The following is a 23,296-nucleotide window of genomic DNA, read 5'->3' as shown; positions in this document are numbered from 1 at the left end:
CAGTCAAACGAGCGTGCTTGCGACGCGTTTTGACCCACCAGATTTCAAACTTTTGGACGTTGGCGCCGACAGCAAAAAAACCTGCGGCCCGCAAGGAGACAACACGATGAAGGCAGAGGACGTGCGCCCAAACTACATGCGCCCTTACGACCCACAATACGACCCGCTGGTCATGCCAACGCCCGGTCAAGGCACGGGCTATGCGCCGACTTACTGGGTCGGCACGGCTGGCATTCCACCCGAAGATGACGGCCCGATCAGCGGCGACATCGAGGCCGATGTGGTCATCGTGGGTTCGGGCTTCACAGGCCTGTCCACCGCCCTGTTCCTCGCCCGCGAACATGGCATCAAGGCCATCGTGCTCGAAGCCAACCAAAGCGCCTGGGGCTGCACCAGCCGCAACGGCGGTCAGGGCCAGAACGCCAGCGGTCGCCTGTACCGCTCAGGCTGGGTCGAACGCTGGGGCAAGGAAACCGCCCTCAAGCTCGACGCCGAAATCCGCGAAGGCTTTCAAACCTTCAAGGATCTGGTCGCCGAATTCCCCGAATGCGAACCGCAGCCCGGTGGTCACCTCTACATCGCGCACCGCGAAAAGAAGATGGACTTTCTGCGCAGCGAAACCAAGCTCATGCGCGACGTCTTCGGCTACGACGCCAAGATGCTTTCCAAAGAAGAAGTGGCGCGTGACTGGGTCAACGACAACGACAGTTTCGGCGCCATGCACGAGCCCGACGGCATCGGCGTGCACCCGCTCAAGCTTGCCTTTGCCTACATGCGCAAGGCCCGCTCGCTCGGCGTGAAGGTTCACCCCGCCAGCCCCGTGCTGGATGTGGAAACCAGGAACGGTGTGCACTATCTGCGCACACCGGGCGGCATCGTCAAGGCCAAGTCGGTCGGCTTCGCCACCGGTGGCTACACCAGCAACAAGCTGCATTCGAGCCTGCGCAACAAGATCATGCCGATCCTGTCGAACTCGCTGGTCACGCGTCCGCTCACACCTGAAGAACTCGAAGCCACCAACTTCAAGACCACGCAGGTCATCACCGACACGCGCACGCTGCGCTTCTATTACCGCCGCCTGCCCGACAACCGCGTGCAGATCGGCAGCCGCAGCTCCATCACCGGTGCCGACGCGCCCAACCCAGTGCACATGGCCAAGCTCGTCGATGGTCTGCACCACAAGTTCCCGGCGCTCAAGGGCATCAAGATCGACTACTCCTGGTGGGGCTGGGTGGATGTGAGCCACGACATGATGCCGCGCATCACGCAGCCCGATCCCAAGCAGTCCATCTTCTACGCCGTGGGTTACGGCGGCAACGGCGTGTCGTTCTCGGCGCACGCCGGTCGCCGCATGGCGCAGCGCATTGCAGGTCAGCACCTCAAGGCGTTCGAACTGCCGATCTACAACTCCCCACTGGAGTACCCGAACGTGTTCAACACGGTGCGTTCGGAAGCGTTTGCACCATTCCGACGCATGGGTCAGCGCTTCCTTTATCACTGGTATCACCGTCAGGACGAGCAAGGCTGATCCTGCGCTGAACCAAAGCATCCACTCATCGTAAACGTAGCTCCCGCTGCGACTTTTCGAGGCTCATCCCGCAAGGGAGGAGCCTCTTTTTTTCTTTTATTTTCAACAACTTGCAAAACAAATCTGGCACACGAATTGCAAGAAAGCCGGTGCTCGCAACGTGCATTCCCCATTTGGAAAAAATGCGGCGAAACCCACTTTCTTTCAACTCTCCAAAGCAGATCAGTGAAATCACCTAGCTCATTCAAAGTGTCCTTTTCGCGCCACCGTGGTGCATGCCGCCAATCGGCCGCAAAGCCACGCCCTGCAAGGCTCGGCACCATTCAAACCCGAAGCACGCACAAGCACACCTGCATGCCTTTGTTCAACAAAGCCGACTCCGTTTCGGCACTGGACCTAACGATAGAGTGCAACTGGCCCTACTTGCTACAACGCGATGCTCACTACATTCAATGTCGAAAGCTCGCCCAATCTCGTGCGCGGGCCTTCGCCTTCGGAGCGGAGAAGGGGTCAACCGACATCACAGCCAGAGGGTCAGACAAGAGGGTGTGTTTTTCCGGCTCTGAAGTTCAAACGATTTCGTTCTAAAACAATGGAGACAAGCAAAATGACAATGCAAAAACGGTTGGTGCTGAAGACGGGTATCGCAGCAGCAGCGCTCGCTCTGGCGGGTGTTTCGGGTCTGGCGAATGCGCAGCAGAAAACGGTGACGTTCGCGAATCAGGACATGCTGGTGCCACTGCGTCTCGTCATGGAATCCGGCGAAATCGAAAAGGAAACCGGCTACAAGATCAACTGGCGCATGTTCTCCGGCGGTGGCGACGTGATCCGCGCGATGGCATCGGGCGACGTGCAGATGGGCGAGCTGGGTTCGAGCCCGCTGACCGCAGCCGCCAGCCAGGGCCAGGACATCAAGCTGTTCTGGGTGTCTGCCGACATCGCCAGCGCCGAAGCGCTGGTTGCACGCGACGGCAGCGGCGTCACCAGCCTGAAGGGCATGGAAGGCAAGCGCATCGGCGTGCCGTTCGTCTCCACCGCGCACTACCAACTCATCGCAGCGCTCGGCAAGGAAGGCGTGGACGCGCGCAAGGTCAACATCATGAACATGCGCCCGCCAGAGATCGCCGCCGCATGGGAGCGTGGCGACATCGACGGCACCTTCGTGTGGGACCCGGTGCTCGCCAAGGTCAAGCAAAAGGGCAAGGTGCTGGCGACGTCCGGCAGCATCGCGCAGATGGGTTTCCCCACCTTCGAAGGCATCGTGGTGACGTCGAAGTTCGCGCAGGAAAATCCGGAATTCATGGTGGCCTTCGTGAAGGCCCTGAACCGCGCGAGCACACAGGTGCGCGACAACCTCGCCAAGTGGACTCCTGAATCCACCGAAGTGAAGGCCATCGCGAAGTGGTGCAAGGCCGATCCCAAGGACGTGCCAGCCGCCATGTCGCTCTACAAATTCCCGAGCGCCGAAGAGCAGCTCAACGCGCAGTGGCTCGGCGGCGGCGCGGCCAAGGCCATGTCCAACACCGCGACCTTCCTGAAGTCCCAAGGTCGCATCCAGGAAGTCAAACCCGACTATTCCGCATTCGTCACCGACGCGTATGTGAAGAAGGCGCTGGGCAAGTAAGCCCGGCTCATGCCGGCAGCGATTGCCGTCACACGCCAACCTGTGGCCGCAATCGCGAGCAAGCAAACGATCACTTCGAATCTCTTCACATTTTTCTTTTGGAGGACGGTGTCATGCCAACTCTGGACATACGCGACCTGACCGTCAACTACGAGGTCAAGGGCGGACATTTGCAAGCCCTGGCCCCCGTCAATCTGACCATGCACGATGGCGACTTCGTCGTCGCACTCGGTGCATCAGGCTGCGGCAAAACCACTTTGCTCAACTGCATGGCCGGCTTTCTGGCTCCATCGAGCGGCGAGATTCTGCTCGACGGCAAGCCGATCCAAGGCCCCGGCGCGAATCAAGGCGTGGTGTTTCAAAAGCACGCGCTCATGCCGTGGCTGAACGTGGTGGACAACGTCGCACTTGGCCTGCGCATGCGCGGCGTCGACATGAAGACCCGCACACAGATCGCCGAAGAAAAGCTCGGCCTCGTGGGCCTGCAGAACTATACAAAGCGCGCCGTGTATGAGCTTTCGGGCGGCATGCAGCAGCGCGTGGGCATTGCACGCGCACTCGCCAACGACCCGGCCCTGCTGCTCATGGACGAACCCATGGGCGCGCTTGATGCGTTCACGCGCGAGCAGGTCCAGGAGATTCTGCTCAAGGTCTGGAAAGCCACAAACAAGATGGTGTTCTTCATCACCCACTCGGTGGAAGAAGCGCTGTTTCTGGCCAGCCGCCTGATCGTGATGAGCCCCAGCCCCGGCCGCATTTCACATGTCTACGACGACATGCCTTTCTGCCACGAATTCCTGCGCACGGGCGACGCCCGCGCGGTCAAGTCGCGCCCTGATTTCATCAAGCTGCGCGAAGAAGTTCTGAGTCTGATCCATCACCGGGAGCCTGCTCATGTCTGAAGCCGTAACCATGAACAATATCCCCGCAAGCACACCCAAAGCGACACGCGTGAGTCCGCAGACTACGCCGCCATCGCAGAAACCACCGGGCCCGGTCAAGACCAGCCGCTTCAAGACACCGGGCGAAGGCTCGAGCGTCGGCATCAGCATCGTCACCGTGATCGCGCTGCTCGGCCTGTGGTTTGCCGCGACCAATCTCGGCTGGGTCAAACCGCTGTTCCTGCCAAGCCCGCAAGCGGTGTTCCAGCAGTTCTACGAGTACCTGACCGGACAGGCCAACGACAAGCCGCTGTGGCAGCATTTCTCCGCCAGTTTGCTGCGCGTGACGGTCGCCTTCTGGCTGGCCTTCATCGTGGCCGTGCCGCTGGGCATCGCCATGGGCATGTCGCGCGTGGCGCGCGGCGTCTTTGATCCACCGATCGAGTTCTACCGCCCACTGCCACCACTGGCTTACCTGCCACTGATCATCATCTGGTTCGGCATCGACGAAACGCCCAAGATCCTGCTGATCTTCTTGAGCTGCTTCGCCCCGCTGGCTTTGGCCGCACGCTCGGGCATGCGCAGCGCCGCGCAGGAGCAGATCAACGCAGCGTACTCCATGGGTGCGAACTACTGGCAAGTGATCCGCTACGTCATCATCCCCGCCGCCCTGCCCGACATCCTGGTCGGCATGCGCATCGCCATCGGCTTCGGCTGGACCACTCTGGTCGCCGCCGAAATGGTGGCCGCGAACGTCGGTCTGGGCCAGATGGTGCTGAACGCATCCAACTTCCTGCGTACCGACATCGTGATCATGGGCATCATCGTGATCGGTGTGGTGGCTTATGTTTTCGACCTGTTCATGCGGTGGGTAGAGAAGCGTTTGGTCCCTTGGAAGGGACGTATGTGACGAGAAAATGTTCCTCTATGCTTGCTGCTTAGTGAGCGCTGGCGGGGGAGCTGTTCTTTTAAGGAAAATTTATTCCTTTGGTTCGGGTGGCTGGGTTCAGTCACCCGTTTCTTTTTTGGGCTTGCCAAGTGGTTTGAGTGCGGGTGCCGGGTGTTCGCCCCGGCGGGCGAGTAACTTTTTGCTTGCGCCAAAAAGTCACCAAAAATCGCTTTTCAATACCCGCGGCAGAACTCACTGCGAGCCCCGGAGGGCTCTCCGTTCGGGCAACCGCCGCGAATCAGTGGTTTCATAAGAGGTATGTCACGGCACTTCGCGTTGCTCGTGACCGTTCATCTCGCGACTGCGCCAGATGTTGGTACGCAAGTTTTGTGACGAATTTGAAGCGTGTTTTTTTGACGCGAGCAGCAACCAAGATCATTCCGTCGCGAGACTTGCGCCTCCGCTGCTGCATCGCAGAATGCAGCAGCCCCCTCCCCAGCTTTTGGTCTGACTCACGATAGTTGCCCGAACGGAGCGTCTCCGGCGCGCAGTGAGTTCTATCGTGGGTATTCAAAGCGCGTTTTTGGTTCCTTTTTGCGCGCAAGCAAAAAGGGACTCCGCCGCCGGGCGGAATTCCCGGCATCGGAAAACAACCACCTAGCAGAAGCCCAAAAGTATCACTTCTTGCAAAGCAGTTCAGCAACAGAAAAAAGCAGCCCCTCATCGATCTGCTGATGAAGATCGATCGCCACCCGCGACCGATAAAACACCCCCAAATCCAGCCCCACGCCGAGCGCGCAGATCTTCACATCCCCAGCCCGCTCACGCGCAGCAATCACCTGCCGCAAGTGCTGGTCGAGATAGTGCTCATCATTCATCTGATGCGTGGCGGTATCCATCGGACACCCATCCGAAATCACCATCAGAATGCGGCGCTTCGCAGGCCGCGCAAGCAAGCGTTGGCAGGCCCATTCCACGCCTTCGCCGTCGATGCCTTCGCGGAAGATGTCGGGTTTGCGCAGGGCTGCTATGCCTTGTCTGCCGTGACGCCAGCGTTTGTGGCCGTCCTTGAAGATGATGTGCAGGCGCTCGTTCAAGCGACCCGGAAATTGCGGTTGCCCTGCGCGTTGCCATTCGCGGCGTACGCGGCCGCCGTTCCAGGCGTTGGTGGAAAAACCCAGCACTTCGACGCTCACGCCTGCCATGTCGAGCGCACGGCCGAGCACGTCGACGAGCATGGACATGGGCTTGGCGTTGGACTTCATCGAGCCCGAGCAGTCGAGCAGAAAGGTGACGGCGGTTTCGTTGATCGGGCGCTGTGCCTCGTCCTTGAAGATCGCGCGTTGCTGCGGGTCGCTGACGAATTGCGTCAGGCGGCCGCCGTCGAGATAACCTTCTTCGAGTCCGAAGCTCCAACCGTCGCGCTGGCTGGTCGCCAAGCGTTGTTGAAAATAACGCGCGAGGCGGCCTATGTGCAGGCCCGAGTGCACGATTTCGTTGTCCAGTTGCTCGCGAAATTCGATGAGTTGCGAGGTGCGAATCAGATCGACGGCCTGCTCTTCGCGGTCGTACTGGCGCGAGAAAACGCGGTAGGTTTGCGATGAGCTGGCCCATGCGCGGCTGTCGCCGGTTTGGGCGAGTGGCAGCTCGTCGAGGTTCTGCGATTCAAAGTGCAGCGGCAGCGCAAAGCTGCTGCGGCGCTTGGGGTTGGCGTTGCCGCGTGGCGCATCTTCCTGCGCGGCGCGAACGGCTTCACCGACCCAGCGGGCAACGGCCAATGCAGGTTCGATGAAGGCGGCTTGATCTTCGCGCCGACGGCGCAGTTGCACCCAGTATTGGCCCAGATGCGGAGACACGGCCATGCGCGTGGCTTCGATGGTGTCGGACATGCGGTCCGACATTTCCTGATCGGTCAATCGGCTCCACGCGATGGTTGCGACGGCGAACAGCAGAATGCCGAGGCTGCTTTCGGTAAGGCCCGAATCCATGAACGATTGCGCCCAGTGCAGAAAGCGCTGGCGCATGTTGTCGCGCGCGCCGGGCCAGCTGCTCGGCACCAGACTTTCGATGCGCAATTGCTCGAGCAACTCGAACACCATGCGTTCGATGGGATCGCCGGGCAGATGCGTGCGATGCAGTTCCTGATCGCTCAGGCGCAGGCGCAGGCCCACGCTGTCGAGCATGCCGCGTTGGTCCACCAGCGCCACGGGAACGTTGGTGTGGTGCGCCGCTGGCAGCACCTGCGGCATGGTGCCTGCGTACAGCGTCTGGCCACTCCATTGCAGCGTTTCGTCGCCGGTGATGGCACGCAGCATGGCACCACCCCAGGCTTCCATTTCAGCAAGCGTCGGATCGTTCGGATTCGTGGGCGCTTGGGATTCGACAGGCTTGTTGATGTTGTTCGACGCGTCGCCTATCGTCTCCTGCCCCATTTCAGCCAACGGACACCTGCAAGGCTGGGTCGTGCGCAGGCTGTGTCAGCTCCTGGCCGAAGCAGCGCTGAAAATATTCGGCCACGATGGCGCGTTCCGCCTGCTCGCATTTGTTGAGGAACGAGAGTTCGAACGCCAGCTTCACGTCATGAAAAATCTGAGCGTTCTCGGCCCAGGTGATCACCGTGCGCGGCGACATGAGCAGCGAGAGGTCGCCTACCGCAAAGCCCTTGCGCGTGAGATTGGCCAGCGCCACCATCGCGTCGATCTGATGACGGCCCTGCGACGTATCCAATTGCGGAACGCGCGCGAGCACGATGGCGGCTTCTTCTGCGGGTGCCAGATAGTTCAGCGTGGTCACCAGATTCCAGCGGTCGAGCTGCGCGTGGTTGAGCATCTGCGTGCCGTGATAGAGGCCGCTCAGATTGCCCTGCCCCAGCGTGTTCATGGTGGCGAACAGGCGGAAGAACGGATGCGGCTGGATCACGCGCTTCTGGTCGAGCAGCGTGAAGCTGCCTTCGCGCTCGAGCACGCGCTGGATCACGAACATCACATCGGGGCGACCGGCATCGTATTCATCGAACACGATGGCGACCGGGCGCTGCAGCGACCACGGCAGGATGCCTTCCTGAAACTGCGTGACCTGCTTGCCATCCTGCAGCGTGATGATGTCCTTGCCGACCAGATCGAGGCGGCTGATGTGACCGTCGAGGTTCACGCGCACGCAGGGCCAGTTCAAACGCGCGGCGACCTGTTCGATGTGGGTGGATTTGCCCGTGCCGTGCAGTCCCTGGATCACCACGCGGCGGTTGTGCGCGAAGCCCGCAAGAATCGCGAGCGTCACCTGTGGATTGAAACGGTAGGCCTCATCCACCTGCGGCACATGCTCGCAGCGTTCGGCAAATGCGGGCACGCGCATGTCGGTGTCGATACCGAACACGTCGCGCACGCTGATGGTGTTCGTGGGTTGCAGTTGGGTCAGGTCAGTCATCGTCTGCTCCAGGCGGAACATCGTCGTTGATGCGGGCAATCGCTTCCGCAGCGGCCTGCAACTTGGGGAGAAAGGACAGCGCCTTCTCTTTCGAGAAACGCATGATGGGCGCCTGCACCGCAAGGCCCATGTTGGAGTTGCTGTTTGCGGTGCCGCTGCGCGAAGGCACCAGCACGCCAAGGCACAGCAGGCCCGGCAGAAATTCTTCGTTGTCGAACGCGTAGCCCTGATCACGTACCTTGTCGAGCTCGGCATCGAGCGCATCGAACGTGGTGAACGAGTTGTTGGTAAAGCCCTCCAGCGGTGCGGCCGAGAGCAGGCGGCGGCGCTGCGCCGGTGCCATCTGGCTCAGAAACAGCTTGCCCGTGGCCGAGCAATGCGCAGGCACGCGCGAGCCGGGGTGCAGATAAAAGCGCAGCGGCGCGGGCGTTTCCACGCGGTCGAGGTACAGCACCTCGCTGCCCGAGAACGCGGTGATGTTGCAGCTCTCGCCCAGCTCGTTCACCAGATGGCTGAGCACCGCATGGCGCGCGCCGTGCGTGGTGTTGTTGAGCAGCACGTTCTCTGCCAGCCGCATCAGGCGGCGGCCCGTGGCGTAGTGGCGGCCATTGCCTTCGCGCTGCAGGATGCCGGCCGTCTCCAGTTGCGTGAGCATGCGGTGCATGGAGGGCTTGGGCAGACCGGTTTCTTCCACGATGGATTGCAGCGTGAAAGGCGTGTCCTTCTGCGCGATGACCTCCAGAAGCGCAAACAGACGCAGGTTGGGCGTGTCCCCATCCAGTTTGGTCGAGCTGTTGTCTGTGTTCTTCATAACGTCATCGATCATATTGAGTTCCGTTTTTTGAGTCAATTTATTCCGAAAAAAGAAATTTCTTGCACTTCTGCAAAAAAATCTCGTAGACTTGCGTCCGTAATCTCTTTTTTCGGAACATAAAGTTCCACTTTCACATCTCATCCGTAGGAGACAAAGATGACCAAAGCTAAAGCTGACAATCGTAAGGTGGTCGAGGGCGTCACAAAGATGACCCCATCCGAAGCCTTCGTGGAAACCTGCGTTGCCAACGGCGTGACCGAAATGTTCGGCATCATGGGCTCGGCCTTCATGGACGCCATGGACATCTTCGCTCCCGCCGGCATCCGCCTGATCCCCGTGGTGCACGAGCAAGGCGCTGCCCACATGGCCGACGGCTACGCCCGCGTCTCGGGCCGCCACGGTCTGGTGATCGGTCAGAACGGCCCCGGCATCTCCAACTGCGTGACCGGCATTGCCGCCGCTTACTGGGCACACAGCCCGGTCGTGATCGTCACGCCGGAAACCGGCACCATGGGCATGGGTCTGGGCGGCTTCCAGGAAGCCAACCAACTGCCGATGTTCCAGGAATTCACCAAGTACCAAGGCCACGTGTGCAACCCCAAGCGCATGGCTGAATTCACCGGCCGTTGCTTCGACCGCGCCATGTCCGAAATGGGCCCGACGCAACTGAACATTCCACGCGACTACTTCTACGGCGAAATCGAGTGCGAGATTCCAAAGCCGATGCGCGTGGACCGCGGCCACGGCGGCGAAGCCAGCCTGGAAGCTGCCGTCGAACTGCTGAAGACCGCCAAGTTCCCCGTCATTCTGGCGGGCGGCGGCGTGGTCATGGGCGATGCAGTGCCTGAAGCACAAGCGCTGGCCGAACGTCTGGGCGCACCCGTGGCCACCGGCTACCTGCGCAACGACGCATTCCCCGCCAAGCACCCACTGTGGGCCGGCCCTCTGGGCTACCAAGGCTCCAAGGCCGCGATGAAGCTGATCGCCCAAGCCGACGTGGTGATCGCACTGGGTTCCCGCATGGGCCCATTCGGCACACTGCCACAGCACGGCATGGACTACTGGCCCAAGACCGCGAAGATCATTCAGGTCGAAGCCGATCACACCAATCTGGGTCTGGTCAAGAAGATCTCGGTGGGCATCAACGGCGACGCCAAGGCCGTGGCGGCAGAGCTGGTCAAGCGCCTGGCCAACGTCACGCTGAGCTGCGACGCCACCAAGGCCACACGTGCTGACACCGTGGCTTCCGAAAAGGCCGCATGGGAAAAGGAACTCGACGGTTGGACGCACGAACGCGATGCCTACAGCCTCGACATGATCGAAGAAGCCAAGAAGGAAAAGACACCGACTGGCGGCGAGTACCTGCACCCACGCCAGGTTCTGCGCGAACTGGAAAAGGCGATGCCTGCCCGCGTCATGGTCTCCACCGACATCGGCAACATCAACTCGGTGGCCAACAGCTACCTGCGCTTTGACGAGCCACGTTCGTTCTTCGCTCCGATGTCGTTCGGCAACTGCGGCTACGCACTGCCCACCATCATCGGCGCCAAGTGCGCAGCCATGGACCGTCCTGCCGTGGCCTACGCCGGCGACGGCGCATGGGGCATGTCCATGATGGAAGTGATGACCGCCGTGCGTCACGACATTCCAGTGACTGCCGTGGTGTTCCACAACCGCCAATGGGGCGCAGAAAAGAAGAACCAGGTGGACTTCTACAACCGCCGCTTCATCGCTGGCGAGCTGGAGAGCGAAAGCTGGGCGGAAATCGCCAAGTCCATGGGCGCAGAAGGCATTGTCGTCGACAAGCTCGAAGACGTGGGCCCGGCCCTGAAGAAGGCCATCGACATGCAGATGAACGAAGGCAAGACCTGCGTCATCGAAATCATGTGCACCCGCGAACTGGGCGACCCATTCCGCCGCGACGCGCTGGCCAAGCCTGTGCGCCTGCTGGAAAAGTACAAGGATTTCGTGTGATCCCCCCTGAGTCGCTGCGCGCCTTCCCCCCGAGGGGGACGCCGCCAGCGCCGCGGGGCGGCCCTTGCGCGGCGGCGGCTGGCCTAGCGCCGCGCCATGCGTGAACTCCGCCCCGATCAAAGGCACATTCCGGCTTGCCGGAATGTGCCCTCACCTCAGCGCTTTCTCCACAAGGCCAGAAAGCGTTGAGGCGAGGGTGACAACGGCAGCATGCCGATAGCACCGGAACCCATCCAACAAGACACGACAAGCACCGGAGACACGCACCATGGCTTCCACCCCCCACATCACTGTCGCCGTGGACAACACAGCACACAAGCCACGTCCGCATCTCGACCGTTTGCTCGAACAGGCGCGTGCCAAAGGTGCGATTCCGGTCGCGGTCGCCTATCCCTGCGATGCGGGTTCGCTGCAAGCCGCCATGCAAGCCGCCGAAGCGGGTCTGATCAAGCCGTTGCTCGTCGGCCCGAAAGAGCGTATCGAAGCCGCTGCCGCACAGGCCGGGCTCGACCTGAGCCACGCAGAAATCCACAGCACCGCCGATGACCCACGCGCCGCCGCTGCACAAGCCGCCATCCTGTGTCGCGACGGAGCCGCCAAGGCGCTGATGAAGGGCAGCCTGCACAGCGACGAACTGCTGGGCGCAGCCGTTGCCAAGGAAGCTGGTCTGCGCGGAAGCCGCCGCGCCAGCCATGTGTTCGTGATGGACATGCCCGGCATGGAGCGCCCGCTGCTCATGACCGACTGCGTGGTCAACATCTTCCCCGACCTCATGGCCAAGCGCGACATTGCCCAGAACGCCATCGAACTGGCCAAGGCCATCGGCATCGACAAGCCGCGCGTGGCCGTGCTCTCCGCCGTCGAGACCGTGAACCCCGCCATCCCCGGCACCATCGACGCGGCCGCCCTGTCCAAGATGGCCGACCGTGGCCAGATCACCGGCGGCATCGTCGACGGCCCACTCGCCTACGACAACGCGATCTCGCTGCGCTCCGCGCAGAACAAGGGCATCGCCTCCGAAGTCGCAGGCCGCCCCGACGTGCTGCTCGTGCCCAGCCTCGAAGCCGGCAACATGATCTACAAACAGCTCGTGTACATGGCCGACGCGGAATGCGCCGGCATCGTGCTCGGCATGCGCGTGCCCATCGTGCTCACCAGCCGCTCCGACTCCGTCGAGGCCCGCATCGCATCCTGCGCGCTGGCCGTGCTGGCAAGCTGAGACGCGACGCCTCGTCCTTATTTATTCCATTTCCCCAGTTGCTTTCGAAGTCGACCCCTGCAAGGGTCTTGTAGTTGCCGAGGTTGCTCTTGCGAGCAGCCTCGGCATTTTTTCGTTCAGACCGCGATGCTCGCGCCGTTCACCGCAGCCGACTGCTCGGACGCCAGGAAGCCGATCACCTGCGCAATCTTCTCGGGCGAAGTCCACTGCGAGAAATCCGCATCGGGCATGTCCTTGCGGTTTTGCGGCGTGTCGATGGTGGCGGGCAGAATGCAGTTCACCCGCACGCCCTGCGCCTTGAACTCCCTGGCGAACGATTCGGTCATGCGGATCACCGCACTCTTGGACGCGCCATACGCCGCCATGTTCGCTTGGCCCGCGAGCGCCGACTGCGCGCCGACGTTGACGATGCTGCCCGCCCCTGCCTGCAACATGACCGGCGCCACGCAGTGAACCATCTTGAACACCGCGCCCGCGTTCAGGCTCATCAGATGCTCGTACTGCGCGACCGCATCCGCAGCCGTCGAAGCGCCCATGCTGAATCCACCCGCGATGTTGCACAGCACATCGATGCGCCCAAAGCGCTGCACGGTCTGCTCGCAGGCCGCCTTGCAGCTCGCCACATCGGTCACATCACATGCCAACGCCAACAGCCGCGCGTTCGCTTCGCCTGCATCACCAAAGCGCGCCTGCACATGCTCGGGATGCCGCTCCAGCGCCACCACTTGAAAGCCCTGTTCCAGCAGATGCGTGACCACAGCGGATCCCAGTGCGCCGCCTGCGCCGGTGATGATGGCTGTCCTGGTTTGTTCGTTGCTCATGAGAGAGATGCCTTTCGCTCGTCCGAAGATTGGAAGTGCGCCCATCATGGCATCGCGACGGGCGCAGACTCCTCATTTCCATACACGCGAGCGGGATGCTCGAAGCCAGGTTCAGACCGATTGCGGTTTCGCCTGCGGACCGCGCACCAGCCCGCCGGGCAACGCGCCTGTGGGTTTGCCGTTCTGCATGATGATCTGGCCGCGCTTGAGCGTCGCCACATAGCCCTCGGCCGTCTGGTTCAAACGCCGTCCACCGGCAGGCAGATCGAAGGCCACATAAGGCGGCGGCAGGCGCAGCTTGTCGAAGTCGATGATGTTCACATCGGCCAGATAACCCGGCTTGAGCTGCCCGCGATCACGCATGCCGTAGATGTTGGCAGTGTCCATGGTCTGCTTCTTCACGATGTGCTCAAGCGGCAGACGTGGCCCACGCTGACGGTCGCGCACCCAGTGCGTGAGCATGTAGGTCGGCATGCTCACATCGCAGATGTAGCCGCAATGCGCGCCACCATCGGCCAGACTCATCATCGTGCTTGGATGCTGGAGCTGCGTGTGCAACTGGCTCAAATCGTTGTAGGCGTAATTGAAGCTCGGAAAATAGATGATGCCCTTGCCGTCCTGCTCCATCAGCATGTCGTAGGCGATCTCCAGCGGGCTGCGACCATCACGCTGCGAAATGGCCGCAATGCTGCGCTCCTGCGGCGGCTCGTAGTCGGGCTCGGCACCGAGTGCGTACATCTTCTGGAAGCTTTGGGTGAGGTAGGCAAGGCGCGAATCGAACTCCGCCGAGCCCAACAGCGCTTGCATGTCGGTGAGCTGCGCACGAATCTGCGGATCACGCAAGCGCTTGAGCTTTTCCTCCCAGGGCAACGCCGCCATCTGCTTCCACACATCGTGCGCCATGAAGGGGTGGATCGATCCCTGCCACGCCATCAGAATGCCCGCTGGCCGACCGGCCACCGCACCATAGATCGGCACGCCGTCCTTGTGCGCCTGATCGAGGCTGGTCAGCAGGCGCTTCCAGTTCTCGACCGTTCCATCGGTCTGCACCAGCGCGAACGCCACGGGCAACTGGTTGTCCTGCGCAATCTGCCGGAGCCACGGAAACTCGGTCTCCATCTGGTAGTGGTTGGACGTCATCTGGAACACGCCGTGCCCGACCTCCTTCATCGCGCGCGCAATGCCGAGGATTTCATCCGGCGTGGCAAACGTGCCGGGCGGAAACTTGCGCGTTTCGTACTTGTGGATGAAGGTCCGCGTGGTCGAGAAGCCCAGCGCACCGGCCTTGAGCCCTTCCTTCACCGCAGCGATCATCTGACGGATGTCGTCGGGCGTGGCTTCATCGTGCGTGATACCGCGCTCGCCCATCACGTAGGTGCGCAGCGCGGAATGCGGAATCTGCGCGCCGATGTCGAGGGCTCGCGGCATGCGCGCGAGTGCATCCAGATATTCAGGAAACGTCTCCCAATCCCAGCGAATGCCTTCCGACAAAACCGTGCCGGGAATGTCCTCCACCCCCTCCATCACGCGGATCAGCCAGTCACGGCGATCGGCCTTCACGGGCGCGAATCCCACGCCGCAGTTGCCCATGACGACGCTCGTCACGCCATGGTCGGTGGACGGACTCAGATACGGGTCCCACGTCGCCTGTCCATCGAAATGCGTGTGCACATCCACCCAGCCTGGCGTGACCAGCGCGCCATGCGCATCGATCTCCTGCTTGCCGGATTCCAGCTTGCCGCCCACGGCCGCAATCTTTCCATCGCGAATGCCAAGGTCACCTTCGAATGCGGGCGCGCCCGTGCCATCGACGATCCGGCCACCTCGAATAACGGTATCAAACATGTTGTGTTCCTGCCTTCTCAATCCAGACGAATACCGGCGGCCTTGATGACCTCGCCCCACTTCACGCTGTCGTTCGCCACAATGCGCGCGAACTCCGCTGCACCGGCGCCCGACGCCTCGTTGCCCTGCGTCTCGATCAACGCCAGCATTTCCTTGGAGCGAGACGCCTTGCTGATGACCGCACTGACTTTCTCGGTCAGTGACGGCGACATCTTTCCCGAGCCGAACATGCCTTGCCAGCCCACGATGTTGATGCCCTCCACGCCCTGCTCCTGGATCGTCGGCAGATCCGGCAACGCAGGCACGCGCACCGGCGTCGCCGCGCCGATTCCCTTGGCCTTGCCAGCCTTGATGAGCGACACCGCGCTGGCCGTGCCGTCAAAGTAGATCTGTACATCGCCTGCCACCAAGGCCCGCGACGCATCCGTCGCGCCTTTGTAGGGCACATGCAGCATCTTGGTGCCGGTTCGCATCTGCAGCAGCTCGGCATTCAAATGCGAAGTGGAGCCCGGCGAATAGCTCGCATAGTTCATCTTGTCCGGGTTGGCCTTGGCATAGGCCACCAGTTCCTTGAGGTTGTTGAACGGTGCATTCGGCGCGGCGATCAACACCGTGGCCGACTTCATCACCTGCGCCAGCGGCGTGAAATCCTTCACCGGGTCGTACGGCAGCTTGGCGTACAGATGCGGGTTCTGCGTGTGCGTGACGACGATGGTGTAGAGCAGCGTGTGTCCATCGGCAGGCGCACGTGCCACCTCCTGCGCGCCGATCATCGTCGACGCTCCGGGCTTGTTGTCGATGATGACCGGGTGCCCCTTGAGCTCATCGCTCATCAGCTTGCCCAGCAGGCGCGCAGCCACATCGGAGCCCGATCCCGCGGGCAGCGGCACCACGATGCGGATGGGTTTTCCGGGCTGCGGCCAGACCTCTTCGGCCCAGGCCATCGGCGAGCTGCAAACGCTCAGGGCCAAAGCGCCCAGAGCAAGACAGGAGCGTCTTGTGTACTTACGAGCCATGGTTATCTCCATGTGGGTTGATGTTCGAATAATTGCCAATCCAACTCAATGCAAGCGCTTGCATAAAATGGTATGCGCAGCCGATGCAGCTAATATCTGGGGAATACCACTAGCAAATTCACAAATTTGTGAACTGCGCTGCCATCACGCATCCATGAACCAGAAGACCGCCCAGCCATCCGCGAACAAGCCCGCCTCCCTCGCCGATGTGGCCGCCATGGCTGGCGTATCCACAGGCACCGTCTCGCGCACCTTGAGCCGCCCGGAAATGATCAGCGAGGAAACCCGGGACCGCGTGATGCAGGCCGTGCAGAAGCTTGGCTATGTCGTCAACGGCGCGGCCCGCGCACTCGCGATGCGGCGCAGTCACACCATCGGCGCGGTGATCCTCAAGTTCGGCAGCTCCAACTTCGCGCAGGTCGTGGAGGGACTGGAGAGTGAGGTCGCCAAAAAAGGCTACACACTGCTTCTGTCAGCGCCGGTTCCGGATGGCAAGACCGAATTCACGGCACTTGCGGCCATGCTCGCCCGGGGCGTCGATGCCATCGCCCTGCTGGGTTTCGAGGGCCTGGAGCAGACCACCGAAATCCTCGCTCGCTACCCCATTCCTCATGCCCACCTGTGGGGTGATCCCAAGGGCGGCGGGCATTGCATCGGACTCGATGAATCGCGCAACGGGCGCATTGCACTGGAGCATCTCGCGGATCTCGGCCACAAGGAAATCGGTCTGATCTGGGGGCAGACCCAGAGCCCCCTGCGCTACCGCTCACGCCTGCGTCTGCAAGGCGTGAAGGCTGCGGCAAAGAAACATCGCCTGCACATCAACCCCGACGCTTGCATCTACACGGAACACGGCTTCGAGCAAGGGCGACATGCTGCCAAACAATTGCTCTCGGCAAGCACCGGCATCACGGCCATCCTTTGCGCCAGCGACTACCTGGCCGTCGGCGCCATGCGGGGTCTGCAGGAAAGCGGGCTGCGCGTGCCACGCGACATGTCGGTGGCCAGCTTCAACGACAACGATTTCTCAGCCTACGTGAATCCCCCGCTCACCACGCTGCACATCCCCATCCGCGAAGTCGGCATGAAGGCCGGCCACTACCTGCTCAGCCAACTCGGCGAAGCCATGGGCAGCGACCCGCACGCACTGGAAGTTCAGTTGAAAATCCGCGAAAGCTGCGGCGCTCCTGCGAGCCGAAAGTGAGCGGTGCGTCGCACAACGACGCACCCATCAACTCCATTCAATTCAACCCACCGCAGCCACATCGCCACCGCGATCGCACCGCATAAAGCGGCGCTCACTGGCACCAACATCCACGGCATGCAACCGTGCTCAAGCCAGGAACAAGACCAACAACACCCTGCGCCGTGACGCTCTACAACCGTCAGGGGGCGACTGTGGAAGTGACGACCATCCCGGTTGGGGTAGTCCGATGTGGATCCGCATGCAATCGCGAGCCCTTTCCTGGACTCACAACCCCAAGAAATGGATGGGTAGATTGATGGGCACAACAAAAAAGCGCCCTAAAGGCGCTTGTTTGCTAGTGAGTTGGCGGAGAGGGTGGGATTCGAACCCACGGTAACATTGCTGCTACGCCTGATTTCGAGTCAGGTACATTCGACCACTCTGCCACCTCTCCGCGACTCGAAGCTGAAATTATAGCAGGGAATTTTTGGTGTTTTGGCAGACTTGATATTTTTTCCGTGCAGCGCCCGTCTGTCCAAGCGTGCCACTGCATTCATAAAAAGTTGAGGATGACTTTCACATGAGCGTGTTCACATGGCTTCGGAAACTGATCAGCAACGACCCCGCCTCCACGGGCCCGCAGTCACCTGCGCCCGATGCTTCGCCGGCAAATGCCGAGCATTGGCGAGCGTTGTGTGCCGCAGCAGGGAGGGCACTGGTCCCGGATGATGCGGACGCGCTATGGAGCGAAGTGGAGCAGGCGCTGAACGAGCCTGAGCATTACTACAGCCGCTTTGCCGACGATCTTGCCAATCGGGGCATCGAAAGTCCGGACGCTGTATCTCCCTGGTTGGCGCTGGTAGATGGCTTGCAGCGCCGGGGACAGCTCCATGAGATGGATTGGAAACTGGACATGGGAGACGTAATCTGGGGCGTTCAACAACTTCAATCCTCGCGGCAACGCGGGCTTTCTCTAGATGCTCTCGCGGACAGCAAAGCCACGGGTCATGATGCGTTGATGGAGGCCAGTGTCCATCTGCGCTCGCAGGGTGTCGCGCTGGTCACCTTCGATATCGACAGCGATAGCTACCCACTGAGCCTGCTGGCGCTGGAGGACGTAAAGCCTCTTGAGGAACTGGCAAACCGCGTGGGAGGGAGGTTGTTTGCACTTTAGAACAACCACGTCAAACTGCCCGCAGACTTGAGAACTGCAAGGATTAGATGCCACTTATCAAGACAGGCCATCCAGAAGGTAGCAATGCAAAACGGAACGCAGGAACCCGTCTTTCATGAATTCTTATCAATGAGGGTGGGATTCGAATTCAGGTTTGCATTGCTGCAGCGCCTGATATCGAGTCAGGTACATTCGGCCACTCTGCCACCTCTCCGCGACTCGAAGCTGAAGTTATAGCACTGAAATTTACCTTTCAGACAGATATGCAGATTTCGACGAAATCGGCGTCGCTGCGGAAATGGCCGTTGCAAGGAAAGCAAGAACTGGCAGCATATTCAAGGGAGGAGGTTGTGTCACACACCCTCCTCCACTTGAATCAATGCGTTCGGCTGCGGCGCAAGCTTGTTGCGGCAAATCCGGCCAAAGCAAGGGAGAGCAGTATCAGCGCCCACTGACCCAAAGATGGAACAGGCATTGCTTGGCCTGCGTTAGTCGACACCATGGTCCAGAAGATGGTCGCTGTCACTCCGTTTGCAGTAATGCCATTGGGCTGCGTCACTACAGGATTGGCTTGCCACTGGTAGCCAGTGGGCGCGGCGGGCAGTTGCGCCATGTCTACCGAGACAACGCACTGTGCGCCGACAGGAATGGACTGCAGCACGCCTGCACTTCCTTGCGCCTGCACCCCCAGCGTGCCGCTGCCAGGGTAACGCGTGCCCGCAGTGGGCAGACTGCAAATCGCGTAGGTCTGTACCGTAGGTGTGTAGCCGACAGGCGCCCCGGTTGCCACAAAGCTGATGCTCAGACTGCCTGTGTTACCTCCGATTTGGATGGGAACCATCACCCAGGTGATGGCAGCCGTCACACCACTGGTGGTGATGGCGTTTGGCTGCGTAACCACTGGGCTGCCTTGCCACTGGTAGCCAGCGGGCGCAGCAGGCAGAAGCGCCGCATCGACCGAAACCACGCAGTGCGCATCCACAGGGATCGACGCCACGCTGTTGCTGCCTTGCGCTGCTACGGCCAATGTGCCGCTGGCGGGGAACGGCGTGCCTGCAGCGGGCAGATCACACATGGCGCTAGCTTGCACTACCGGGTTATAGCCTGCAGGTAGGCCCGTAGGCATGAAAGTCACCGTCAGACTGCCCGTGCCGGTATTGGTCGAGTCGGCCACCAGCACAGCTCGCAAATGCGCGCTACTACCGCCCGATGCGATCGTTACGCTTGTCGGCGCAACGGTGACCGTGGGGCTTTGCCAAGCGTAACCTGTCGGCGCTGTCGGCAGGCTGCCGGGCTGCACTTGGCAGACGGCGCCCTCAGGGATCGCGCTGATCACTGCAGGCTGCTGTGTGCTGGCGTTCTCTGTGCCAGTGCTAGGGTAGGCGGTGTTGACGGCGGGTTGGTCGCACAGGGCCGACACGGGCACGGTAGCGATGAAGCCTGCAGGGCCACCCGTCACCGTCAAATCCACTGTGAGTGCGGCCAGGCTGTTCACAAGTGTCCATTCGGCCGATCCGTTCGCTGTCTGTCCGGCCACGATGGTGAATGGATTGGTGTAGAACACCGGGGTGTTGCTCATCCAGCCATAGCCCGGCGGTGGTGTGGTGATGGGCTTGCTGGGATCCACGGCAACCACGCACTGCAGCGTGTCGGGGATGTTGCTGAAAATCGCGGATTGCGACTGGTTCAGCGTTACATAGCCGCTGGTTGGAAAACGAGTGACGCTGCCGTTGCGGATATCGGTACAGGTGGCAAACAAACCAGCTTCAGGACTGAACCCATTGGGTGGCTGCGGACCATACACGTTCATCGACACTGCCAATGTTCCGTATGCCACGGGCACGCAGGGGAACGTCACGTCTTCGCGCGGATGGCCAGGCGCGGGGCCATCATAGGTGACAGTACGCGCAGCCGCACCAACAAAGTAGTCAAACGTCGCTGAGTTGTGGATGATGGCCGGACCGCAGGTCAGTTGCGGGTTGCTCTTGACCACGATATCCACGCTCACCGAGCTGCCAGGCGGCATTGTCAATGCGCTCCAGTTGAGCGTTGTAGCTCCGGCCTGAGGCGTTTGCACCTCGTCAAATGATGCCCCGCCGCTGACAACTGGTGTGCTGGCCGACACCAGCGTGAAGCCCGCAGGCAATGTGTCCGACAAACTGCCGTTGATGACAGCGTCGCCACTGACAGGATTGCTGATGGAGAGGTTATAGCGCACGTTGGCGCCCGCCACAGGCAGCACCGGGTCCAGAGTCGATTTGAGCACCGTGGGCTCGATGCCATTGACGGTGAACTCCACGTTAGATGTGTTGGAGACCGGATTGGGATCGTAGAACGAATTGTCGTTGAGCTTGAGCGTGGCTGTATTGGTCCATACGCCAGCCTGGTTCTCGGCTTTACCCACGATGGCATAAGTGACTGATGCACCTGCGTTCATCATCGAGGTATTGATTTTCAGAGAGCGGGTTTGAGCGTCCCACGTAATGCCATTTCCCAAAGTGGCGCATTGCGTCACCGTGTCGCCCGCAGGAACGATGGTGCAGGCAAACTGCCCAGCGGTCGCTGGGTCAAACACAAAGCCCGTGGGCAGAATGTCTTCAATCAGTACGGAGGTCACTGGCTGGCCGCCTTGGCTTGTGGGCGGGGCGGATGCGGTCAAGTTAAAGCTCAAATCGCCATTCACATCTACCGCATTGGTTTGCACACCGTTGACCAGCAACTGTTTATTGATGGTCAAGTCCTCGCACACCGGGGCGGTGACGCTCTCTTTGGTATCTCCATTGAGGTGGGGATCGTTGGCGGGATCGACCGCCCCGTCCAGGCTACTGATACCTACACGAACGGCTAACGGGGCAGTGCCACCATTGGGGCATGTGTTGGGTACATAACCAATTGGCATCAACGTAAGCTGATAAGTCAACGCCCCGCCTGTTGGAAGGCTAAAGGCATTATTCACACCAAACGACTGGCCAAACTGATAGGTCCACCAACTGCCAGAAAAAGGCTGCTGATAGTAACTGGGTTGAGTCAGTGCCGGACAGGTAGCGCCGCCACTGGCAGTGCAGCTGAGCTGGGCACTGGCAAAAAGCGTAGCGGTCGAGCCGGTGTTGCCCCCCATACGGACGTCCAAATCCACCGGTCCGTCGGGACCACCCGGCCAGTTCATATCGCTGGGGCCGTAGTTGGTATAGGTCATTCGCACCACATAGGGCGTGCCAAATTGCACGGCCGCGGGTATCACATCTACAGTTGCGCCTATGTCACGCACAGGGCACGCTGGTCGTGGCAAATTCAAATTGGAATCGGTAGACCGCCCGACATCGTTCGCCGGGTTCGAGTCTGCAATGATCAGGCCAGTGACAGGATCAATGCTGTTCGTGTATTGGCCTGGGCTGACAAACAGTCGCCCAAACCATGATGGAGAGGTGCCGCAAGTTGGCGTGGTAGTTTGGGCCAAGGACACCGTCATGCGCATTCGCACCTCGCCACCTGGCGGGAAGGCAGTGATTACCCCGCTGGAATCCGGGCAGGTGGCTCCGCCTGTGGCAGTGCACTGCCATGGTGTTGCCGTGACCTGAATGGAGGGGTTGATAATATGGTTGGAAAACGCGCTTTCGGTGTAGCTGTCTACCGTGAGCGGGCCATTGTTGCGAAAGACAATTTCGTAGTCATAGGTCGTGTTCAGTTGCAGATCGACCGGGGGTTGGGTGACTACTTGTGTCTCCAAGTCTGTCTCAGGGCAGGCAGGAACCGGAACAGGTGCCGTCACGAGCTGGGGGGGAAATGGCTGCTCCTCAGTTAGAGAATCAATGTAATGCCCCAAACCTGTGATATCGCGGATTTTGGCTTGCCTTACTTGTGCGCTTTGCCAAGAGGCTGTGCACTGCACAGAACCCACCGCTGGCTGCGCAATTTTGAAGCGCACCGTTACCACCACTTGCCCGCCTACCGGCATCGTTGGCACGCGTGCTTGGTAAATCGCTGTCTTTCCCCACCAACTGTCGCCGCTGGTATCAAAACTCGTGGGGCATTGCGCACCATTGCTTTCGGTGCAAGTGATGGACTTGTCCGTCAAGACCCAGGGCGAAGAGGCCCAGTTGACCGTATCACGGGTTTCCATACCGCCAGTGATGAAAATACCATCTGCCAAGCCGGGGCCTGTATTGGTATAGGTATTGACCATCACGATCTCGTCCGTACCAAAGCTGAACGTAGTGGAGGGCGATGTGATGGCACCACTGTAGTTAATGTTGTAGGGAAGATAGGTGACCGTGGTGTTGCCTTGGGACGAGGAAGTGGAGTTGTTCGGCAATTGCAGGCTGCCAATCGTGGCAATGCTGCCGGGATTGGCATAGCCTGTATAAGTGGACTCCGTGGGTACCCGAGCGGTCACATTAATGACAACCACTTGCCCCTGAGCCAGATTGCTGATGGTGCCAGTGACCGTGGAGCCATTGCTCACAACGCCCGACACCTGAGCGCAGGCATTGGCGCTGCTGCTCGCGGCGTTGCAGACAGCGGCCACATTGAGCAGACTCCCATCCACCGTGATGTTGAATGTGCTGTTTCCGGATGTCGTTATCACAGTGCTCATCGAGACCGGAATCGTGATGTTGTCACCCCCGGTGGCGCTGATTGGCGCGTCGACAGCGACTGAGCCTTGCGCGTGTGCCTGACCGGAAAGCAGCAGGACCCCGGCCAGCAAAAGCCACCCAAAGAATGCGTTACCCAACCCCAGCACCCGCCAACATCTACCGAGCTTCATGCCCTGACTCCTTTGATTGCCTCCGAGAGAGTGGCAATAGAAAAACTATGTATATCAAATATCGATAATATTAATTTACACAAGCAGACGAGTAGTGGAAAAAATTCGATTAATTCACGAAATTTAACAGTCATGTG

Annotated in this window: 15 protein-coding genes and 1 tRNA gene; 8 read left to right on the top strand and 8 right to left on the bottom strand. The window is 60.6% G+C overall.

Annotated features, from left to right (window positions below):
- The first annotated feature begins 106 nt into the window (after positions 1–106).
- The 4 genes from G7048_RS16935 to G7048_RS16920 all read left to right on the top strand — a co-directional run bounded on the left by G7048_RS16935 (position 107) and on the right by G7048_RS16920 (position 4,943).
- Entirely contained in the window at positions 107–1,528 is a 1,422-nt protein-coding gene (locus G7048_RS16935) for an FAD-binding oxidoreductase (protein WP_166069264.1), read from the top strand.
- Between the two features lie 607 nt (positions 1,529–2,135).
- On the top strand, positions 2,136–3,152 hold the full coding sequence (tauA, locus tag G7048_RS16930; RefSeq protein WP_166069263.1) for a taurine ABC transporter substrate-binding protein: 1,017 nt from the start codon (positions 2,136–2,138) through the stop codon (positions 3,150–3,152).
- A 113-nt stretch (positions 3,153–3,265) separates the two neighbouring features.
- A complete protein-coding gene (locus tag G7048_RS16925) occupies positions 3,266–4,054 on the top strand; it encodes a taurine ABC transporter ATP-binding protein (protein ID WP_166069262.1) in 789 nt (262 codons plus the stop codon).
- Positions 4,047–4,943: an ABC transporter permease subunit gene (locus G7048_RS16920; RefSeq protein WP_166069261.1), complete on the top strand. Its 897-nt coding sequence runs from the start codon at positions 4,047–4,049 to the stop codon at positions 4,941–4,943. Before G7048_RS16925 ends, G7048_RS16920 begins: the two co-directional genes overlap by 8 nt.
- 656 nt (positions 4,944–5,599) lie before the next feature.
- Here G7048_RS16920 and G7048_RS16915 read toward each other — a convergent pair.
- The 3 genes from G7048_RS16915 to G7048_RS16905 are packed head-to-tail and all read right to left on the bottom strand — an operon-like array spanning position 5,600 to position 9,171.
- Complete coding sequence (locus G7048_RS16915; protein ID WP_166069260.1) at positions 5,600–7,354, bottom strand: cobalt chelatase; 1,755 nt, start codon at positions 7,352–7,354, stop codon at positions 5,600–5,602.
- 1 nt (position 7,355) lies between these two features.
- Positions 7,356–8,345, bottom strand: coding sequence for an AAA family ATPase (locus tag G7048_RS16910; RefSeq protein WP_166069258.1), 990 nt, complete (start codon positions 8,343–8,345; stop codon positions 7,356–7,358).
- Positions 8,338–9,171 (bottom strand): IclR family transcriptional regulator, encoded by an 834-nt coding sequence (locus tag G7048_RS16905; RefSeq protein WP_166069257.1) that lies wholly within the window; start codon positions 9,169–9,171, stop codon positions 8,338–8,340. The genes G7048_RS16910 and G7048_RS16905 overlap by 8 nt, the downstream gene beginning before the upstream one ends.
- A 144-nt stretch (positions 9,172–9,315) precedes the next feature.
- On the opposite strand from G7048_RS16905, the gene xsc reads away from it, so the two are divergent.
- Together xsc and G7048_RS16895 are read left to right on the top strand one after the other, a co-directional pair.
- Positions 9,316–11,133: a sulfoacetaldehyde acetyltransferase gene (xsc, locus tag G7048_RS16900; protein WP_166069256.1), complete on the top strand. Its 1,818-nt coding sequence runs from the start codon at positions 9,316–9,318 to the stop codon at positions 11,131–11,133.
- Positions 11,134–11,401: 268 nt separating this feature from the next.
- A complete protein-coding gene (locus G7048_RS16895; RefSeq protein WP_166069255.1) occupies positions 11,402–12,352 on the top strand; it encodes a bifunctional enoyl-CoA hydratase/phosphate acetyltransferase in 951 nt (316 codons plus the stop codon).
- 116 nt (positions 12,353–12,468) lie between these two features.
- Here G7048_RS16895 and G7048_RS16890 read toward each other — a convergent pair whose 3' ends face one another.
- From G7048_RS16890 to G7048_RS16880, 3 genes are all read right to left on the bottom strand, one after another.
- Entirely contained in the window at positions 12,469–13,173 is a 705-nt protein-coding gene (locus G7048_RS16890) for an SDR family NAD(P)-dependent oxidoreductase (RefSeq protein ID WP_166069254.1), read from the bottom strand.
- Positions 13,174–13,284: 111 nt separating this feature from the next.
- Positions 13,285–15,018, bottom strand: a complete 1,734-nt coding sequence (locus tag G7048_RS16885) for an amidohydrolase family protein (protein WP_166069253.1) — start codon at positions 15,016–15,018, stop codon at positions 13,285–13,287.
- A 17-nt stretch (positions 15,019–15,035) separates the two neighbouring features.
- Positions 15,036–16,034: a tripartite tricarboxylate transporter substrate binding protein gene (locus tag G7048_RS16880; protein WP_240933012.1), complete on the bottom strand. Its 999-nt coding sequence runs from the start codon at positions 16,032–16,034 to the stop codon at positions 15,036–15,038.
- Between the two features lie 154 nt (positions 16,035–16,188).
- Between G7048_RS16880 and G7048_RS16875 the strand changes: the two genes are divergently transcribed.
- On the top strand, positions 16,189–17,238 hold the full coding sequence (locus G7048_RS16875; protein WP_166069251.1) for a LacI family DNA-binding transcriptional regulator: 1,050 nt from the start codon (positions 16,189–16,191) through the stop codon (positions 17,236–17,238).
- A 346-nt stretch (positions 17,239–17,584) separates the two neighbouring features.
- On the opposite strand, the gene G7048_RS16870 is transcribed toward G7048_RS16875, so the two are convergent.
- A tRNA-Ser gene (locus G7048_RS16870) sits at positions 17,585–17,674 on the bottom strand.
- Positions 17,675–17,800: 126 nt separating this feature from the next.
- Here G7048_RS16870 and G7048_RS16865 point away from each other — a divergent pair.
- The gene (locus G7048_RS16865; protein WP_166069250.1) at positions 17,801–18,394 is read left to right on the top strand and encodes a DUF6630 family protein; all 594 of its coding nucleotides are present in this window, start codon (positions 17,801–17,803) and stop codon (positions 18,392–18,394) included.
- Positions 18,395–18,770: 376 nt separating this feature from the next.
- Here G7048_RS16865 and G7048_RS16860 read toward each other — a convergent pair whose 3' ends face one another.
- Positions 18,771–23,159 (bottom strand): IPTL-CTERM sorting domain-containing protein, encoded by a 4,389-nt coding sequence (locus G7048_RS16860; RefSeq protein ID WP_166071022.1) that lies wholly within the window; start codon positions 23,157–23,159, stop codon positions 18,771–18,773.
- Positions 23,160–23,296: the final 137 nt, after the last annotated feature.

It is taken from the genome of Diaphorobacter sp. HDW4B, from assembly GCF_011305535.1.
GTDB lineage: Bacteria > Pseudomonadota > Gammaproteobacteria > Burkholderiales > Burkholderiaceae_C > Diaphorobacter_A.
The sequence above is the reverse complement of the archived record's forward strand: the minus strand, read 5'-3'. Positions and strand labels throughout refer to the sequence as shown.

Coding starts and splice junctions, on each gene's coding strand:
- G7048_RS16885 (WP_166069253.1), bottom strand. CDS start 15,018: ATGTTTGATACCGTTATTCGAGGTGGCCGGATCGTCGATGGCACGGGC.
- tauA (WP_166069263.1), top strand. CDS start 2,136: ATGACAATGCAAAAACGGTTGGTGCTGAAGACGGGTATCGCAGCAGCA.
- G7048_RS16915 (WP_166069260.1), bottom strand. CDS start 7,354: ATGGGGCAGGAGACGATAGGCGACGCGTCGAACAACATCAACAAGCCT.
- G7048_RS16895 (WP_166069255.1), top strand. CDS start 11,402: ATGGCTTCCACCCCCCACATCACTGTCGCCGTGGACAACACAGCACAC.
- G7048_RS16880 (WP_240933012.1), bottom strand. CDS start 16,034: ATGGCTCGTAAGTACACAAGACGCTCCTGTCTTGCTCTGGGCGCTTTG.
- G7048_RS16860 (WP_166071022.1), bottom strand. CDS start 23,159: ATGAAGCTCGGTAGATGTTGGCGGGTGCTGGGGTTGGGTAACGCATTC.
- G7048_RS16920 (WP_166069261.1), top strand. CDS start 4,047: ATGTCTGAAGCCGTAACCATGAACAATATCCCCGCAAGCACACCCAAA.
- G7048_RS16875 (WP_166069251.1), top strand. CDS start 16,189: ATGAACCAGAAGACCGCCCAGCCATCCGCGAACAAGCCCGCCTCCCTC.
- G7048_RS16910 (WP_166069258.1), bottom strand. CDS start 8,345: ATGACTGACCTGACCCAACTGCAACCCACGAACACCATCAGCGTGCGC.
- G7048_RS16935 (WP_166069264.1), top strand. CDS start 107: ATGAAGGCAGAGGACGTGCGCCCAAACTACATGCGCCCTTACGACCCA.
- xsc (WP_166069256.1), top strand. CDS start 9,316: ATGACCAAAGCTAAAGCTGACAATCGTAAGGTGGTCGAGGGCGTCACA.
- G7048_RS16905 (WP_166069257.1), bottom strand. CDS start 9,171: ATGATCGATGACGTTATGAAGAACACAGACAACAGCTCGACCAAACTG.
- G7048_RS16925 (WP_166069262.1), top strand. CDS start 3,266: ATGCCAACTCTGGACATACGCGACCTGACCGTCAACTACGAGGTCAAG.
- G7048_RS16865 (WP_166069250.1), top strand. CDS start 17,801: ATGAGCGTGTTCACATGGCTTCGGAAACTGATCAGCAACGACCCCGCC.
- G7048_RS16890 (WP_166069254.1), bottom strand. CDS start 13,173: ATGAGCAACGAACAAACCAGGACAGCCATCATCACCGGCGCAGGCGGC.